Origin of the sequence: Kribbella sp. NPDC049584 (assembly GCF_040675555.1) — a bacterium.
Classification (GTDB): Bacteria; Actinomycetota; Actinomycetes; order Propionibacteriales; family Kribbellaceae; genus Kribbella.
In genome coordinates this window covers 75,335-91,792 of the sequence record NZ_JBFAPF010000013.1, presented here as the reverse complement: position 1 = coordinate 91,792, position 16,458 = coordinate 75,335, and the positions used below count along the sequence as shown (strand labels likewise).

Below are 16,458 nucleotides of genomic sequence, written 5' to 3'. Positions count from 1 at the left end.
GCTAGGCCACTCCATCGAGGGACTTGAGCCAGGTCTCAACGACCTCCCGCCGGTACCGGACGTACCTGCCGATGCGGACACCCTTCGGGCCGTAGCCCGTCGTTCGCCAGCGATACAACGTATGCACGGGGATCCCGAGGAACTCGGACAGATCCTCGACACTCCAAAGCCGCTCATCTCGATGCCTCGGCACAGACATTTCATTCCTCCTTGACAGTTATGTGTCATTCGTTGTTGCTCTCAGCAATTAGTTCCTTGGTGAGTCGTCGGTGTTCGCGGGCTTTGGCCGCGGCGGTGTTGGCGAGGAGTGCGTCGCCGATGGTTTTCCAGCCGGTTCCGGCGTAGGTGAAGTTGCCGACGATCAGGGTTGTTTCGGTGTCGTCGGTGCGGTCTTGGGTGCGGTGGTGGTCGCGTCGCCAGTTCGCCCGTGCCGCGCGGAGCGCCTTGAGGGTGGTGGAGTACTGGCGGGACTTGGTCGAGAAGTGGCCGCCAAACCCGAGCATGTGCGCCCACCGCTGCAAGCGACGGTAGGAGAGTCGTCCGGAGTTCTTGGCTGCTTCGGTTTCGTCGAGGTCGGAGCCGGGGCGTCCGAGTCGCCAGCAGGCGTCGACCAATCGGCCGGCGTGGGTTGCTCGTGTGGCGTAGCGGTTGACGGTGGCGTTGGTCAGGCGTGCGGAGGAGTGCCCGGTGGCTTCGGCTCCCTTGGTGGCGTACTTGGCGAGGTATCCGGCGACGGCGGTATCGGTGATCGCTCCGTCGACGGCGAGCCGGACGGGGCGAAGGTCGAGTTGGGTGCCCCACTGGATGAGCCAGCCTTCGGGCCGGTCAGGGTGCGGGAGGGACCGGAACCGGACGGTCGCGGCAGCGCGGCGGACGGCGTCGGCGAGCATGGTGAAGGTCGCGGCGCATGCTGGCGGCTCGATGACACCAGGGTCGAGGGTGTTGACGCCGTCGAGGCGCATGAGTGCGTGGAAGTGGGCGACGCCGCGTGCTTGGAGTTCGGCGACCTTGCCGTAGGAGAGTTTGACCGAGCAGCCGTGCTTCTTGGCTTCGGTGCGGAGGATCTCTTTGGCGCGGTCCATGGTGCGTCGCCACAGTTCGCCGGACAGAGCGTTCCAGACGACTTGGTGGTCGTGGTCGTAGCAGTCCAGGCACAGCGGTGTGCCGAGGATCTTCTCGCCGTCGCGGTGGGTCTGGTGGCAGCGCAGGTCGACGCCGTGGGGGCAGAGGTCGGGCTCGCGGCGGGGGCGACAGGGCCGGTTCCTGATGGTCCAGGTCTGGCCGTGGCGGGTGCGGATGGAGCGGGTGCCGTGCACGGGACCGAACGTGGGGGCAGTGAACGTGACGAACGCGGACGGGTGCTGCGCGACGCTCGCCGGGATGCCCTTGCCGCCTTGAAGGCCGGCCAACACGAGTTGGTAGGTGTCGCCTCGGTAGGTCTCCGCGCAGGAGGGGCAGACGGCAGCGCGGCGGTTCCCGCAGGCCTTGTAGATGACCCGGTCGGGCATGTCGTCGGTGTGGCGGGTGGAGATGATCCGTCCGGTGCGTTCGGACACGACATGGGCTTGACCGCGCAGCTGGATGGGGCGGACGCAGCCGCCTGCCGAGCCGGTGTGGTCCAGCCAGGCGGTGTATTGCGCGTAGTTCGCGGTTGAGGCGGCGCGGGCGACGGCTTGCTCGAGGCCAGAGGCCGGGTTGTAGCGCTTGCCAGCCTTAGGCCGGGGCAGCAGCGGTTTGAGTGCCACCAGTGGCTCCTGGAAGCCGCCGATAGCGTGCTGTGGGTCGTTGCTGGTGGTGGTCATCGTCGGTCCTCCTTCCGGAACGTTTTGGTGTCGTTTGTGGGGGCCACCGGGCGATCAAGGCCGCCCTGTTGCGTCCGGGCCCGGGTGAGGTGTGGTCCAGGTCCCGGCGTTCAGTCCAGAAGCGTCGGGACTGCTCGGGTAGACGCTTATGTGTCAAGCCAGCGGGGGAGGTGCGATCTCGAAGTCCGGGGTGCCGAACAGGTGGTAGCCGCAGCCGATGCAGTAGCGGCCGATCACCTTGTAGGGCTCGGGGTCGGTGGAGGGGTTGATGATGACGACCAGGGCGTAGTCGTCGCCGGGTTCGAGGACGGTGGGGCACCAGTCGTGGCCGCCGAGGTGGTCGTTGGCGACCCAGTCGCAGAGGAACTGGTGGTCGGCGATGGCTCGGTGGGCGGTGATGTTGGCGTAGGCGTTGATGTCGACGGTCGTCACTGTCGTGTTCCCTTCGGTGGTTGGGTCTTCGGTGTTCGCCCTCGTCTCCGAGACCTGGTGGGATCCGGAGACGGGAGCCAGCAACGAACGAGTTCGGTGGCTGGGGGTTATTCGTCGGGTACGAAGGTGGCTTCGCAGACGCCGCAGGTGATGTCCCCGAGCTCGAGGACCTGTTTGGCGACGCGGATACGCCGTGGGCATTGGCATGCGCAGGCGATGGCGTTGTTGTTGTTCTTGCTGGTAGTGCCGGCCACCATCTCGGGGTGGCGGTAGGCGATGAGCGCCTTCTTCAGTTCGATCAGGACGCTCTTGTAGGTGGTCGCGGTCTCGGTACGCAGGGTGCAGGGTGACCAGCCGACGCGGTCATCTTTGGTGGTGTCGAGGCCGAGCTCGCCCGCGAGTGCGGCGAACTTCTGGTTGTGCCAGCGGCCCTGACGGCTGGTGTCCTTGATGCCGCGCGTGTTGGCGAGTGCATGTGCGGCTTCGTGGAGCAGGGTCGTGAAGACCTCTTCGACGGATCGTTTGAGTCCTTCGCCGGAGATGAGGACTTCGGCCAGGGCTTGTTCGCCGTGCTGCCAGCGGGTCGGTGCGAAGTGCCCGTACTTGGCCCGCTTGGTGGCAGTGCCGGAGCCGACGATGATCACCACGGCAGGTACTTCGGTGTGGTTGTTGCGGATGGCCGCCCAGGCGGTTTCGAGCGCGGAGACCAACTCGGCGGTGGTGTACTCGTTTTGACGCTTACGTGTCAGTCGCGCCTTCGGTGACCCGGTCCGGGTCTTCGAGCCGGTACCGGTGGTGGTCTTCTTGGCTCGCTTGATCGTCACTGAGACGGCCGGGTGACTGCCGCCGGTGCTGAGTTCCTTCAGCTTGTTGCGGACCGCGATCAGCGACGCGTAGCCGGTGGCTTTGCCGCCTTCGGTGGCTCGGACGTGGTCCATGCGTGTCTGGACGGCATTCAGGGCCGCGGTGGGGCTGCCTGCGTAGGTGGCGGTGGTCTTGGTGACCGTCCATCCGTCGAGGCCCGTGAGCGCTGTGGTGTTGTGGGTGGTGAGACCGGTGAGCTTGGTTGTTGTGGCCGGCCTTGCCGGTTGCAGAGTTGCCGCGGCGACCGGAGCGCCCGAGACGTTGGTGGTTGCGGTGTGCATCAGTTGTCTCCGATCCAGGTCGTGCGGAACTGTTGGATGCGGGTCTTGATGTCGAAGGCCTCGCCGAACAGGTCGAGTGCCTTGCCGTACTCGGAATCGGTGACGACGAGGTCTTCGTCGGCCGAACCGAGGCGTTGTTCGGCCTGCTCGCGGATGTCCTCGCAGTGGGCCACGACATCGCGGAACACGGCGTGCATGGCTTGGTCGAGTCGCCGGTAGCGGGCTGCCAGCTGCGCCGGGGACGGCTTACGGACGGTGCTCATGACCGGTCCACCGCCTTGTTCTGCGGGCTGTCCTGGATGGTGTTCTGGGTGAGGACAGGTCGGAGTTCGGTCGTGATGACCGGTCGGAGTTCGCTGATGTGCCGTTGGCAGATGAACGGCAGGTTTTCGTAGCCCAGGAAGACGAACCACCAGTGCGTATCGCACTGACCGAGGATCCGTCCCTGGTACCAGGCCCACGCGGGGTCGCGGTAGGTCACGGGGATATCGCCGCCGCAGTCCATGTCCCCGTACGGGGTCCAGACCTTCATGCCTTCGGGCAGTCGCCCGTCGTTGGCGATGAGTGCGCCGATGTCTTCGAGCCCTCGTTTCCAGGACTCGAACCGGCTCGATCGGTCGTTGTTCATGGCTGGTCCTCCGTCCAGTCGTTGGGGATGTAGACCTGGTCTTGGGTCCAGGTGTCGGTCTGGGTGGCGTGATCGACGAGGTGTTCCTCGAGGAGTGCGCGAGCCTCGTAGAGCGCGTCGATCAGTTGGCTCAGCGCGGTCACGGAGCCGGTGATGAGTTCGAGCTCGATCGGGGTGTTGCCGAGGTCGATCGCGACCAGCGGGGTTTCGCCGTTGCAGGCGAGGTTGATGCCGGCCACGGTGTCGTCGGTGAACTCGTAGCCGATGAACATGCGGTCGTCGCGTTCGCCGCCATTGGCGTCGTGGTAGGTCATGACGCCACCTGCTCGGTCGGTGTGGTGGAACGGGTGATGTAGGCGCGTTGCCAAGAACCGTTGTGGGCTTGGCCGTTGCGCAGTGCGGACCAGCACACGCCGCAGCGGTGGGGTTGGTCGGGTGAGTAGGTGAAGGCTCCGCAGTCGTGGAGCCAGCCTGTCTTGATCGATGGGTTTCCGTTGTTGTCGTGGACGCTGGTGACGGCGTCGACGGGGACGGGTGTGATGGTGATCATGGGTGGTTATGCCGCCTTTCGGAGGTGTACTGCGCGGCGGACGATCTGTCGGTGTTGGTGGTCTTTGAGGAGTGCGCCTTTGAGGCGGCGCGGGAGGCCGCCTTCGGCGCGGAGCAGTCCGACGCCGAGGGCTTCGGGTTCGATATCCACGGCGGTGTGGCCCTGGGAGGCCCAGCCGGTGCCGAGGATGATGTCCGAACTGGAATCGGTGGCGCACCGGAACGCGAGCCGGTAGCCGAACAGGTCTCGCAGGGAGGTCGGAACGATGTCAGCCGACGGGCGTTGGGTGGAGGCGACCGTGATGATGCCGGCGGCGCGGCCACGAGCGACGATGTCGCGCACCAGGATTCGGAACTCCTCTTGCTGGTCCTTGGTGCCTACGGTGACGGTGAAGTAGGCCAGCTCGTCGATGCACAGGAGCTTGGCGCGGAAGCCGTCGCCATCGACGATCTTCTTACGGCCCGTGCGGGCCAGGTGCAGGTAGCGTTCATCGAGATCGTCTTGCAGGGTGTGCAGAACGCGCAGCGCCTTGCGCATGTCGTTGCCGACGAACTCTTTCGCGACGGGCGCGTACGGCAGCAGTTCGACGATCTTGCCGTCGATCAGGACCAGGTCCACGTCCACGCAGAGTGCGGCGTGGGCGACGATGTTGCCTTGGGCTACGGACTTGCCCGCGCCGGGTTCGCCGCCGATGAGGATGTTGCGATACATCAGGGTCACGTAGACGGGCTTGCCGCGTGTGTCGAGGCCCAGGTAGATCGGGTTGTAGATCGACAGCGCGCCCTTGGGTACGGGGGTGGCCCCCGGCGTGCGCCGGGGGAACACCTTGTAACGATCGGGTTTGAAGCTAGACATAGTCGGACACGTCTTCTCCGTTGGCGCCCAAGATCACCGTCGTGTTGTCGGTTACGGCAGCGGTGGTCTTGGTCTTGGATGTTCGGGTGCGGGTCTCACCACCGGCACCGGTTTTGGCCGGCCTCTCGGTCTGGGTGGACTCGTCGGGGGCGCTGTCAGGCGTGAGGAACGCCAGGACTGCGTCGTCGGCGACTGCCGCTTCCGGCACGTCGCGGGTGTCTTCGATCAGCGGCGAGTCGATGGTCTTGCTCGCCAGCGGGTCACGGCGATCGATATCGATCCGCACGAGGGCGGCGTTGCGCTTGTGCCGCGCGATGGTGGCTTTGCGCGCCCAGCAGGCAGAGGCCAGCGTTTCGGCCTGGTTCTCGAGCTTTTCGACCGACAGGCCGGGGCGCATCCACAGCCAGACGACCTGTCCGGTTTTGGTGGAGAAGCAGCCCACGATGAACGGCAAGTTGCCGGAATAGTTGAGCATCCGGGTTTCGATCAGACAGGCCCTGACCCGGTGCCGGGTGATCACACACCACAACCGGTTACGGCTGAACCGGCGAACCGGGGTGTCGGCGAACAGCCAGTAGGCCGCGTTGATGATGAACGCGACCGCGAGCCAGGTCGGGATCCTTTCGGTGAGGAACACCCGGATCTCGTCCAGGTGGCAGAACCAGACGTAGGCGAGTCCGGCCACACAGGCCAGCTCCCAGCGCCAACGCCACAGGGTGAGCAGAAGGATGACCGGCCAGGTCTGATTCGGGCGGGTGATGGTTTCGACCGCACCTGGCAGGACACGCGTCGAGCCGCCGCTTCGGCGGGATCGCCAGGACGACTTCGAGCGAGTAGATTTGGGCATGACAAGACCTCCCAATGAGGGGGTTGAGTCAGGAGAGACACCAAGCCGGGACAGGTTTCCTAGGCCGAAGGCCCGACTTGGCGTCTGTGTTCCAGGGAGCGGCCCTTTCGAGGGCCGTTCTTGGTTCTAGCGGTTCTTGACGGTGTTGATCGGCGTTGACACGTAGGTGTCAGCCGCGGTGGCTTCGGGCGAAGCCGACTTCCACACCAGCAGCGCGTAGTCGCGTGCGGCGTACAGATCACGACGCCGGTTCTCGGCTTCGCGGTACAGATCCAGCAGCTGCCAGAACGCGTCAGACGCGTAGACGGCGAGCACCTCGCGATGGTCGGTCACGACCGGTTCAGCGACCCGCAGGCCGCGCACGAGAGCTACTTCGAGGTACTCAAGTACGACCTCGATCTCGATGATTTCGTTGCACTTGGCCACATACTCGGCCCGTGCCTGATTCGCTGTGACGGTTCGGTCTTCCATCGGTTGCGACATGACTACCCCCTAGCTGAGCAGTACACGAATCACGGGAACGAGTGGAGAACTACTTCGCAGAACCCGACGCGGCGTTGAGAGCCTTGGCCCGGTACGCGACACCGTTCCGCCCGTTGGTGGCCCACGGCATGGCCTCCAGCTCGACCGGCACGACGACGGAGCCAACGTTGACCTTCGGCATGGCATTGCCCGCCAGAGTCACGCTGATCACCTCGCCGCCCGTCTCGTCGAGCGCCATCACCTGAACCGACCACAGCGGCTCACCGGTGTTCCGGTCCATCTTCTGACGACCCGGCCGGCCGTTCTGCGCCTGCTCGGTCTTCTCCTCCACACCCTTCGTGACCGTGAACGTCTTGCCCGTGGTGTCGATGGTCAGCTTCATCAGGAATCGCCCTCCTAGGCGTTTGGTCAGCACCACTGCGGTGCTACTGAGCAAGCGAGCTAGCCTCGCTAGTCAGATTTCGTAGCGCCTAAGCTACCCAGCCTGCCTAGCCAGGTCAAGAACCTGGACAACCTTTTCCTAGGCTGCCTAGCCAGGAGATACCATCGATGTATGGAGCTCGACCCGAATGACTCGCGTCCGCCGTACAAGCAGGTAGCCAACACACTGCGTGCGGCGATCCTCACCCAACGCTTCAATGCGGGGGAGAAGCTGCCGTCGCAGAACGATCTTGCGACGCAGTTTGGGGTTGCTCGGATGACCATCCAGCAAGCGCTGCGTCTCCTGCGGGACGAGGGACTGATTGTGTCTCGTGCAGGCAGTGGCGTTTACGTCCGCGACCGGGCCGACCAGGCTGTAGGGCTACGCCCGTCGATTGAGCGCGCGTTCGAGCACGCTAGGGTCACCATCGACTTCGCCGGCCTGACAGGAGAGACCCTGCTTGGTGCCCTGGAGGAGCCGGTCGACCGAATCCGGCGTGGGCGCCTCACTCCCGAGTCGATCAGTATTCGGCTCCTCATCCCGGATATGTCGCAGCCGCTGGCTGTGCCGTCACGAGCGGGACGTAAGCCGGGCGACGACCCGGCTGTACGTGGCCGAGTCGAGCAGATCGCACATCGATCGGCCGGCCAAATCATCGAGTCCATCGAAGAGCTCGGCAACATCGGCTTGGTCCAGAAGGCCAACGTCGAGTGCCGCGTCGTGAGTCTCCCGATGATGTTCAAGCTGTATCTCCTCAACGAGGAAGAGGTCTTCTTCGGCTTCTATCCCGTAGTTGAGCGGGAAGTCCGTATCGATGGGAAGAGCGTTCCCATCTTCGATGCCGTAGGTAAGGACACCGTGTTGTTCCATCACTCAGTTACAGATGATGACCGGGCTACTGGTTCGCAGTACGTCGACCAGGCCCGCAGTTGGTTCGAGAGCGTCTGGGGCACGATCGGCAGGACCCACACGCCGTGACCGGCGAATCCCCTGCATCTGTCTTCCGCCGTACCCAAGCCGTGCTCCTGGACTTCGATGGTCCAGTGTGCTCGGTGTTCGCGGGTTACCCAGCGAGTCAGATCGCAGAAGAACTCAGAGCACTCATCCAGGACCAGTTGGGCGAGCGGCCACAGGTGATCACCGAAGCCAACGGCCCGCATGAGGTTCTGGCTGCCTCGGCAGGGTTCGGCGACGATCTGTGGCGACGAGTCGAGGAGGCCCTTCAGGCGGCCGAGATCAAGGCCGTGGAGAGCGCGACGGCCACTCCAGGCGTTGACGCCTTCCTCAATGCCTGCGATGTGTCAGATCGTCCCGTAGCGATCGTCAGCAACAATTGCGAGGCATCCGTACGCTCGTACCTACACCACTCAGGACTGTTGCCGCGCATCCGACACATCGAAGCCCGAGATCCAATACACGTCGACCGAATGAAGCCCAGCCCGTTCCTTCTCGAGCAAGCAGCCGGAGTTCTTGGGATCGATCCGGCGCGAACTGTACTGATCGGGGATCAGGCGAGTGACATGACGGCTGCGATCGCGGCGGGCGCCGGCCGAATCGGCTACGCCAACAAGCCAGGTAAGTCGAGCGACCTCGCGGCAGCGGGTGCCGATGTCGTTGTAGAGAACATGGGCCTCCTAGCCGCGGCTGTCACAGAAGCCGCGTAGCTGGCAGCTGGATGGGCTTGCGAGCGTGCCCCCGACCATCTCTTGGCAAGCCCATGTCGTCCTAGATCCAGCCGAGCCTCAAAACTCGAAGGATTGCTGTTCGTGCGACGAGTCAGGCTGGCGTTCGAGCTGATCGGAGTCATCCAGAATCTCGACATAGTGAGGCTCGTAAATCCAGTAGAGATGACCTTCCTTGACCATCTCGCCGCCTACTAGCAGTCGAAGCTCGTTGCGATGAGCGTACATCGCAACCTCGTACTGATCCTCGCTGAGCCTGATTCGAGCCTTCTTAGCCGTCACTCCTCCCTCCTCGATATTCAATCTAATCAGGCGATCGGGATCACCAGACTCGTGGCTTAGAAATGTCACCTCACCCACAAGATTGACCATTTGAGGTTCTGGATCGAGCGCCAACTCCGTTGCCGCCCGTGCTAGTACTTGTGAATCGACCGCCTCAAAGCCTACGTTGACTCCAGGTCGGGCCTCGATGTCGACGCGGCTCCGACTCCTAGTCGTCGACACACCGGAATCGCTGCCAGCACAGAAATCGCTGAGCGCCTTCGTAAACTCATACGAAATTCCATCCGGAACTGCTTCGACAAACACAGCGAGATTCGGATTCGTTCTGTATTGATTGAGGCAATCTCTTGCCGTCACGAGTGCACGCTCGAACGTTGCCAAGATAGTTCCGCCGCTCAAGGTCTCGGTATTACGCGGCGTGGAGACTGCGACTTTAGCACTCTGTTGTGTCAGGTGGAAGCGCCGCTGCGATGGAGTGAAGGCAGTGATGATGAAGCTGCCGATTGCAGTCTGTCCCATCAACGTGCTTTCAAGGAATTGCTTTGCGAGGTACGCACTCGCATTTCCGTGGTAGCGCCGATTCTCTCGCGATGACTTGGCAGACGCAATCAACTGCGCCTTTGCTGATTCATAAAGAAGCTCACCAGACTCCCAACCAATCAGGCCGGGCGTCAGTGAAGTTTCCTTCTCCCAATGCGTCGAGTCGAGCGCAGAGTTCGATTGGGTCTGGAATATCGCCAACAGCTCGTCAGCGTTTCGTCCGTATTGCCGGGTCAGATGACGGCGCGCTTTACTTAGCAGTGCCCCGAAGTCCCCCCGCGAAGGATCGAGCGGAAGCAAGACCTCGTCGTCCGAATCCCGCAGGCGTTCAGTCCAGACCTCATATGCGCCTGGAACGCGAGACGTTGGAGTCCAGTCGAAGTGTCTGAGAAGCGCAGTCAATACTTCGAGGTCGGAGACGGAGTCCGCATACTCTGTCATGGGGCGCCACCTTGGCCGATACGTTCCATAATGTCGCAGAGTGCAACGTCATCGAAGATCTGCGCCTTCGGTATTTTAACATCCTTCGCTTCTGTTGATGTCTCCCCCGCCCCCGCAAGGTTGATCCAATAGGCGCAATAGTGCACTGACAGGGCGTTATGATTCGACGCGATCCATGCAGCCTGATCGGTGGGCATCGCCAGGCCCACAACGATCTTGTGCACGCTTGGATTAGATACCGCGTAGTAGTTGTATCGATCTTGCCTCAACCGTACCTTGACGAAGTCGCTACTCAGATTAGATGTAGTTGTGGCTTTAAGCTGAATTTCGAGCCGCGCCACGCGATCGGTTGCCAGATGAGACTCGGCCCGGTGCGTGAGATTTACGTCGATGCCTTCATCAATCTCAGGTCTCGCGATGACGCAACCTGCAGACGCGCAGACAGCCCGCAGATAGCCTTCCTGAAATGACTCCATCAAGTCGGTAATCCGCTTAGGTGACCCTCTCAACGGTGGTCTTGACGGCAGACTTAGTAACCCCTCCCCAGGCATGCGCTGATGCTACGTGCCAGCGGCAAAGCTTGACTAGACCAGAGCTCTCCGCGGCTGTCTGGCCGTTGTGATCCGCCAACAGATTCGCGATACTCGTCCGCCAATTGACGTGCGACAGGCTAGAAGCCTGGGCGACCCCCTGGCGAGCCGGCCAACGCACTGATCTGCCGATGACAGATCGTTGATCGCCGCCGCCGGGTGCCCGTTTCTGATGTGGAACCGCGAGGGCTGTCGGGTTCAGTGCCGCTTAGCCTGCTGCGGGTCAACTGCGGTCGCTCAGATTCCATCGGAACTGTTCGTCGGGCTCGTCGCGCCGATCCAAGATGCCCGCTCGGCATAGCGCCAGCAGCGCGTCGTGGAGGCCGTTGCCCATCGGATTGTCGGTCCAGAACGTTGCCTTGCTCGCCGAAAACTTGGAGGGCAGCGGCACCCCGATTGCGCGGGCCAGAAGCCATGCCGCGCCGTCCCAGTCCACCCACTGGTTCATCGCATCCGAGAATGGAGGTTCGCTCACAGAGGGATGCTCGCACATGCCGCGATTCGAGCTTTCGACTGTCGCAGATCATCTGGCGGACGAGTTTCGCGCATCTGTCGACGGAGGACACGGCTGTCTGGCCGTAATCCCTGACAAGTTTCTCTACGTCTTCAAGACGGGCCCTATAGGGCCCGAAGCGCGCCGCCACCGCAGGGCGGGACGCCTGCCCGCCACTCCGCTTCGCTACGTTCTGGGCGCGTCCCTTGGCTAGGCGCGCGCGACACCATGCCGATGTAGTACTCGCCGAAAACAGCCGGCCACCGCTGCCCGCGGTTGATGCCCACTTCCGCCTGGCCGTGGGTTTCCGCATCGCCCCGCTAGCAATCATGGGAAGTGCGGTCCGGCCCGGCGCGCGTCAAGGGTGCCTCCGGCATCGCAAGCGATCGAGCAAGCTCGACCCTTGACCCGCACCGCTCCGAACCTAGGGTCGGCAGCTATCGGGGCGATGCGGAGAGCTGCGCGCATGCTCGAGGAGCACGAGATCTGCTGGCCTGTCCCGAAGCAGGTCGCGTCCTACGTACCCGCAGAGTCCAAGGAACCATCGTGATCGCCTGAGTCGACCGGCGCAGGCGGAGCGGGTAGCAACCGAATCCAGGTCGTGGCGCCACCCCGGCCACATGTGCTGCAGCGCCTATTGGGAGCGCATGCACGGCATGGTCCGATCTTTTCAGCGCTCGTGGTCACTATCTTGACGCCGCATGAGGAGCACTCGTAGGTACCTGATGGCGAAATCTGACTTTCCGAGAACGGTCTTTCGGCTCCCAACACAGCGCCAGCAGTGGCCTCATCCGGTTCGATCAGACCCCGAGCAATCAATCGAAATGACGCGATAAACAGGAAAGCCTCTTGGGACTGACTTCGAACACTGAGCAGGTAGTCCGCCGGCCGTTCGACTTGATAGCTCTTCGCCTGGGCCAACTTCTTCAGCTCGCCAAGGGAGTGGCTACTTGAGTGCGCGACAGCATTCCGAACTATTACAGCCTCCTTCAGCACGCGCATCTCCGCATCGCGGTACTGAATCCTCGAGAACGGGTTTCCGTTCAGAAGGTATGTCGTCGCCCTCGTCAGAGTCGACTCATACGGCAGCCAATCGAGGTACCGATTCTTCCCGGCTCGATCAGAGTACAGAATTGCGTCTGCCGTAGTTTGGTCCAGATTCGGAATGATGGGTTCAACGTCATCGAGCCCTGACCTTCCCAATAGGCAGGCATAAAACAGGTCTTCGAGAAACGCCTCGAAGAGTCGCACCGCCCCAAGATGGACCATCTCAACGACTGACCCGTATGCAGTCGGGCCCAGATGCGCGCCAGCATTGGCGGCGGCGGCTTCGTTGAGGGTTTCGCGCAGCGCTTCGATCTCATTGTCAAAGTTGGCGAAGATGTCTTCGGCGCTAGGTGCAGTACTCATGCAAGAGAACGAAGGAACTCGATCCGGCGGACACGACTTGCGCGATCGGAAGTCGCACCTCGCAGCACACGCGACAGTCCTTCGTCGATCGCACCATCTCTCCGAAGGACGGCCTCAGCGGCGCGCAGAATGTCTGTGAGATCTGCGCCGTCGATCCGAGGCGGCTCGGCCCCAACGCTGCCATTCCGCGGTTTGCCGGTCGGATCGAAATAGTCGAGACGTGAGATGAGGGCAAAGCACGAGTAGACCCAGCCGGTGGTTCTGAATCTCTTGAGTTGCGGAGCCTGACTCTGCCGGCCAAAGACCTCGTCGAGCTGTGAAAATGCCCCTCGGAATTTGGCTGCAATTAGTTCGGCATTCGGGACTCCGTCGTCATAATCACGGTAGAGCTTGTCAATGACCGAGCGTGTACGTGCGCGAACACCTTGGACGGCGAGTCCGAGGAGGTCCGACACAAATTCTACTTCAGCCATTTGACCAATCTTCTGAAGGTCGAATAGCTTCCACTGGAGCCAACGCTGGTACTGCTCGTAGGCCAGAGAATATGACAATTCTTTAAACTCGCCATAATAGCGCCCATTCCTGAGCTCTTGGGCGTTGAGCTTCAGCCCGGTCGAGTTCATACGCTGGAATATTGTCAGGACTGTGACGTCGTCAATATCCGGCGGCAGGACATTTACCGACAGCGGAGTCTGCAAAATTCTGCTGCGGATATCCTCGGGTAGTTCTTCGAAACGCTTGCTATGGAATTCCGAGTTATGTGCGCGAAGGACCGTAAACTGATCTCTTTCCTCGATGTCGTCAAGGCATGTGATGTCGATAAAAGAGAGGATGGTCCTGAGTCGCTGCTGTCCGTCGACGACCTGACGGACAGTGCTAGCGGTACCAACATCGAGACGAGTGTGCAGGAAAATCAGCGGCAACGGAAACCCGCGCAATACCGAGTCAATCAACAGGCTCTTCGCTCGGCTGTTCCATACCGGACGCCGCTGATATGGAGGGTTGAGGTCAAGCCCTCCTGAGCGTTGCCAGTTCAGGAAGTCGACAACTGGGTAGGTCGTCTTCTCTATCGCGAGGTGCTCGAGCATGAGCGCAGACTAGTACGTCAAGCGGACATTCGCGTGTCAAGGGCGTCCAAGGCAGCCGGCGTGCCCTGCCCAGCAAGGGGTAACGAGATACCGGGCGAGTCTGGCCCCGACCAACATCGGCCGGCTGGATCTCGGAAGACGGATCCTAGTCGGATGAAGTGGGCTCGACGTCAGCCTTCGAGAGCGCCTCTCTGACGGACGCTGATGGTGGACGGACATCTGACGTCTCTGGCCCTGCCGCGGCGAAGCGCACTCGTGCAGCGCTCAGGTCCTGCGTGACCCGCTGGAGGACGCGGACGAGTTCGAGATGCGAGGGCACCGGGACCGGCTCATAATCCGCAGGACGTAAGCTTCTCGGCATGTAGCCGCGCGGGCTGTAGAGAAAGATGCCCACGCCATCCATCACTTGAGTCATCGCGGCGGACATGGTGATGGCTGCGTCCGCGTCCTGCTTACTCACAACTCGGATACCAGCAACCAAATAGCTCTTTGGCTTCGCTGTGCGGAGCCAGCTTGTCAAGTCACCCGTGATGCCCTCTTGCTGTTGCACTCCGCTCGCCGACTGAAGCATGCCATAGGCAGCTTTGAGGTCGATGGTCTTGAAGCCGGCCTCCTTGCAGCGCTTGAGCATGTCCGCCGAACCTGGGCGACCGGTCACCTTCTGAGTGGACGCATTACCTGGGTGCTGTGGAGTGCCAAGCATCTTCGCTTCCACCAGAACATCTACGATTTGTCCAGTGGGAGGGTAAGTGACATCGAGATTGTGGTTTGGAAAAATGAGCCCCCCTACACCGGAGCGCCGATTGAGGGTCGCGCCCGATGCGTTCTCGAGGATGACGGCAAGAAGGTCATTGAAGTAGTCGCCCTTGCCATTCTGTCGCTCGCCCTCCGTCGCCATGCCCGCAACCACAAGATCGTCGAATTGCTGCATAGCCTGCAAGAACCCGGTTTGCACGGTGTTCCATGAGGAAGGCGAGGCGGAAGGGCTTCGGACTTGCTCGAGATGTGCCCGGAACGGCGCGCACGCCTTGCCGGTACGGAGGGCTTGGCCGGGCGGTTTAGCCATCTACGTCCTTCCAGTTTCGGCAGCCTTCTTGCTACCTCGCGTCTGCCTACGGTGTGCAAGAAGGTTACGGCTTCGGCGGATCTCACTCACAATCTCGCTCGATACTCCCATGCCGTCTTCGAGGACCAAGCGGTCGACGAGGCTTACCGCCTCGGCCAGCTGACCTGCCTGTAGCAGCCGCTTCGCGCGTGGGAAGAGATCGCTGAGGGAGTCGGTCAGCATCGTCACTACCGCAGGTGCAGGTACTGCGAGGGCAGCGGCCTCTCGAGGCTCCATCTTGAGGATGCCGCCTCCGTACGATCGGCCGACGATCTCAGCGCTAAGCATCGTCACACTGTTAAGCGATGCGAGAGCAAGAACGTCAGCGAACTGGCTAAATCCTTCACTCAGATAGAGCCCATGCAGTGAATTAAGATGCTGCAGGCCAAGCGGATTAGCGCAGAGTTGCGGGGTTTGAGCATTCATGTATGTAAAGAAGAGAGATGGAGCAGATGGCATCGGGACACGCCACCATGGATCTCGGACACGACACTTGAAGGCTTCGTGAACCTTCTTCTGCTCTCCTTGTTTGATGTATCGCATAGCGGCGGCGCTAGGGTTCCGGGGTGAAAAGAGCAGAGTGGCCTGATCTTCTTTTCCGAGCCGCATATACGCGGCGCGAGACAATGAGAGGGCACGGAGATGGCCCGAGCCCGGAGGAGAGATGCGAGTAGTGTCGGAGCGGCTGAGGCCGAGGTCGGCAGCCCGGTTCGGACTGAGCGTGAAGAACTTATTGTTTCCTGTAACGCCGCCGAGCGAGATACGTCCCCATGCTGCCAACTCTGAAAACGCGCTCACAGACGTCAATTCCTCGATGGCCGAGGTTGCAAGCGGATCCACTAAGGCATGAGTCCATTTTCCGCCACTCTTGCTCGGCTGTAGTGAGAGATCGAACGTCAAGCCATCCAAGTCGGATGCCTTGTGAACCCGTCCAATTGAGACTACTTCGGTGCCACCAGTCCCCTCGGCTAACAGCAGTACCGCTTCTGTTTGCACCCGCGGAAAAACATGTCGGTCGAAAAGCACCAACTTCACACTCGCAAACCTAGCGAGGAGGAATTCGCGAATCTCTGCCGCATAGTTCGAGGACAATAGTTCAGCTGGTAGAACGAGCGCTAACCGACCAGACGGTGTCAGAAAGGCGGCTGAGTGTACGACGAACGACGCCCACGAACTCGCGAGATTGGTGAGGCGAACACCCTGGGCTAATGCTGCCCGAAGCCCTGTGGCCCGGGCTTCCCCGTGGAAGCCTTGGTACCGAATATATGGCGGATTCCCAACGACCGCCGAGTACCGAGGCTCTGGCGCCGCAGCAAGAAAGTCACCAACTCGCACCTGAGCGTCAGGGACACCTGCTAGCGCGAGCAGGTGTCGAGCCCGCTTGGCGCTGGGCTCGTGAAGCTCGTAACCCGCCACTCGGGAGACTTCAGCGCCAAGGGTCGTGAGTCGCCTCGCCGCTGGAAGCATGAATGCTGCCTCGCCGCAGCTGGGCTCAAGCACAGCGTCATCGGAGGAGCGAATGGCCCATCGCACAACGAAGTCACAGACCTCCGGAGGAGTGAAGAACGCTCCTCGGGCCTTGCGAAGCTCCGCCGAGTCGAACTCCGTCTCCACAGTCACCTGACTCCTCCGTTCTCGCAGCCATCCAACACCATGCCAACCAT

Annotated in this window: 21 protein-coding genes; 2 read left to right on the top strand and 19 right to left on the bottom strand. The window is 61.8% G+C overall.

The window, feature by feature from the left end; translation table 11 throughout:
* Position 1 precedes the first annotated feature (1 nt).
* The 12 genes from AB0J62_RS34625 to AB0J62_RS34570 form a co-directional block, all read right to left on the bottom strand.
* The gene (locus AB0J62_RS34625; protein ID WP_363880498.1) at positions 2 to 199 is read right to left on the bottom strand and encodes a helix-turn-helix domain-containing protein; all 198 of its coding nucleotides are present in this window, start codon (positions 197 to 199) and stop codon (positions 2 to 4) included.
* Between the two features lie 25 nt (positions 200 to 224).
* A complete protein-coding gene (locus AB0J62_RS34620) occupies positions 225 to 1,802 on the bottom strand; it encodes a replication initiator (protein WP_363880495.1) in 1,578 nt (525 codons plus the stop codon).
* Positions 1,803 to 1,955: 153 nt separating this feature from the next.
* Positions 1,956 to 2,234, bottom strand: a complete 279-nt coding sequence (locus AB0J62_RS34615) for a hypothetical protein (protein ID WP_363880491.1) — start codon at positions 2,232 to 2,234, stop codon at positions 1,956 to 1,958.
* A gap of 107 nt (positions 2,235 to 2,341) precedes the next feature.
* Positions 2,342 to 3,379: a hypothetical protein gene (locus AB0J62_RS34610; protein ID WP_363880488.1), complete on the bottom strand. Its 1,038-nt coding sequence runs from the start codon at positions 3,377 to 3,379 to the stop codon at positions 2,342 to 2,344.
* Positions 3,379 to 3,642, bottom strand: coding sequence for a hypothetical protein (locus AB0J62_RS34605; RefSeq protein WP_363880485.1), 264 nt, complete (start codon positions 3,640 to 3,642; stop codon positions 3,379 to 3,381). The genes AB0J62_RS34610 and AB0J62_RS34605 overlap by 1 nt, the downstream gene beginning before the upstream one ends.
* Positions 3,639 to 4,007 (bottom strand): hypothetical protein, encoded by a 369-nt coding sequence (locus AB0J62_RS34600; protein ID WP_363880482.1) that lies wholly within the window; start codon positions 4,005 to 4,007, stop codon positions 3,639 to 3,641. The genes AB0J62_RS34605 and AB0J62_RS34600 overlap by 4 nt, the downstream gene beginning before the upstream one ends.
* Positions 4,004 to 4,321 (bottom strand): hypothetical protein, encoded by a 318-nt coding sequence (locus tag AB0J62_RS34595; RefSeq protein WP_363880479.1) that lies wholly within the window; start codon positions 4,319 to 4,321, stop codon positions 4,004 to 4,006. The genes AB0J62_RS34600 and AB0J62_RS34595 overlap by 4 nt, the downstream gene beginning before the upstream one ends.
* Positions 4,318 to 4,557, bottom strand: a complete 240-nt coding sequence (locus AB0J62_RS34590; RefSeq protein WP_363880476.1) for a hypothetical protein — start codon at positions 4,555 to 4,557, stop codon at positions 4,318 to 4,320. Before AB0J62_RS34590 ends, AB0J62_RS34595 begins: the two co-directional genes overlap by 4 nt.
* Positions 4,558 to 4,563: 6 nt before the next feature.
* Positions 4,564 to 5,412: an FtsK/SpoIIIE domain-containing protein gene (locus AB0J62_RS34585; RefSeq protein ID WP_363880473.1), complete on the bottom strand. Its 849-nt coding sequence runs from the start codon at positions 5,410 to 5,412 to the stop codon at positions 4,564 to 4,566.
* Positions 5,405 to 6,274, bottom strand: a complete 870-nt coding sequence (locus AB0J62_RS34580; protein WP_363880470.1) for a hypothetical protein — start codon at positions 6,272 to 6,274, stop codon at positions 5,405 to 5,407. Before AB0J62_RS34580 ends, AB0J62_RS34585 begins: the two co-directional genes overlap by 8 nt.
* Before the next feature lie 111 nt (positions 6,275 to 6,385).
* On the bottom strand, positions 6,386 to 6,730 hold the full coding sequence (locus tag AB0J62_RS34575) for a hypothetical protein (RefSeq protein ID WP_363880467.1): 345 nt from the start codon (positions 6,728 to 6,730) through the stop codon (positions 6,386 to 6,388).
* Between the two features lie 61 nt (positions 6,731 to 6,791).
* Positions 6,792 to 7,124 carry a hypothetical protein gene (locus AB0J62_RS34570; protein ID WP_363880464.1) on the bottom strand — a complete coding sequence of 111 codons (333 nt, stop codon included), beginning with the start codon at positions 7,122 to 7,124 and terminating at the stop codon, positions 6,792 to 6,794.
* A 171-nt stretch (positions 7,125 to 7,295) separates the two neighbouring features.
* Between AB0J62_RS34570 and AB0J62_RS34565 the strand changes: the two genes are divergently transcribed.
* Complete coding sequence (locus AB0J62_RS34565; RefSeq protein WP_363880461.1) at positions 7,296 to 8,141, top strand: GntR family transcriptional regulator; 846 nt, start codon at positions 7,296 to 7,298, stop codon at positions 8,139 to 8,141.
* Positions 8,138 to 8,827: an HAD family hydrolase gene (locus AB0J62_RS34560; RefSeq protein ID WP_363880457.1), complete on the top strand. Its 690-nt coding sequence runs from the start codon at positions 8,138 to 8,140 to the stop codon at positions 8,825 to 8,827. The genes AB0J62_RS34565 and AB0J62_RS34560 overlap by 4 nt, the downstream gene beginning before the upstream one ends.
* Positions 8,828 to 8,905: 78 nt before the next feature.
* On the opposite strand, the gene AB0J62_RS34555 is transcribed toward AB0J62_RS34560, so the two are convergent.
* The 7 genes from AB0J62_RS34555 to AB0J62_RS34525 form a co-directional block, all read right to left on the bottom strand.
* Complete coding sequence (locus AB0J62_RS34555; RefSeq protein ID WP_363880454.1) at positions 8,906 to 10,108, bottom strand: hypothetical protein; 1,203 nt, start codon at positions 10,106 to 10,108, stop codon at positions 8,906 to 8,908.
* Positions 10,105 to 10,584, bottom strand: coding sequence for a DUF4365 domain-containing protein (locus AB0J62_RS34550; protein WP_363880451.1), 480 nt, complete (start codon positions 10,582 to 10,584; stop codon positions 10,105 to 10,107). The genes AB0J62_RS34555 and AB0J62_RS34550 overlap by 4 nt, the downstream gene beginning before the upstream one ends.
* A 337-nt stretch (positions 10,585 to 10,921) precedes the next feature.
* Positions 10,922 to 11,146 carry a hypothetical protein gene (locus AB0J62_RS34545; RefSeq protein ID WP_363880448.1) on the bottom strand — a complete coding sequence of 75 codons (225 nt, stop codon included), beginning with the start codon at positions 11,144 to 11,146 and terminating at the stop codon, positions 10,922 to 10,924.
* A 561-nt stretch (positions 11,147 to 11,707) separates the two neighbouring features.
* Positions 11,708 to 12,601 carry a hypothetical protein gene (locus AB0J62_RS34540; RefSeq protein ID WP_363880445.1) on the bottom strand — a complete coding sequence of 298 codons (894 nt, stop codon included), beginning with the start codon at positions 12,599 to 12,601 and terminating at the stop codon, positions 11,708 to 11,710.
* Positions 12,598 to 13,689, bottom strand: a complete 1,092-nt coding sequence (locus AB0J62_RS34535) for a DUF262 domain-containing protein (RefSeq protein WP_363880442.1) — start codon at positions 13,687 to 13,689, stop codon at positions 12,598 to 12,600. Before AB0J62_RS34535 ends, AB0J62_RS34540 begins: the two co-directional genes overlap by 4 nt.
* A gap of 145 nt (positions 13,690 to 13,834) precedes the next feature.
* Complete coding sequence (locus AB0J62_RS34530; protein WP_363880439.1) at positions 13,835 to 14,755, bottom strand: hypothetical protein; 921 nt, start codon at positions 14,753 to 14,755, stop codon at positions 13,835 to 13,837.
* On the bottom strand, positions 14,756 to 16,408 hold the full coding sequence (locus AB0J62_RS34525) for an N-6 DNA methylase (protein ID WP_363881021.1): 1,653 nt from the start codon (positions 16,406 to 16,408) through the stop codon (positions 14,756 to 14,758).
* Between the last annotated feature and the right edge of the window lie 50 nt (positions 16,409 to 16,458).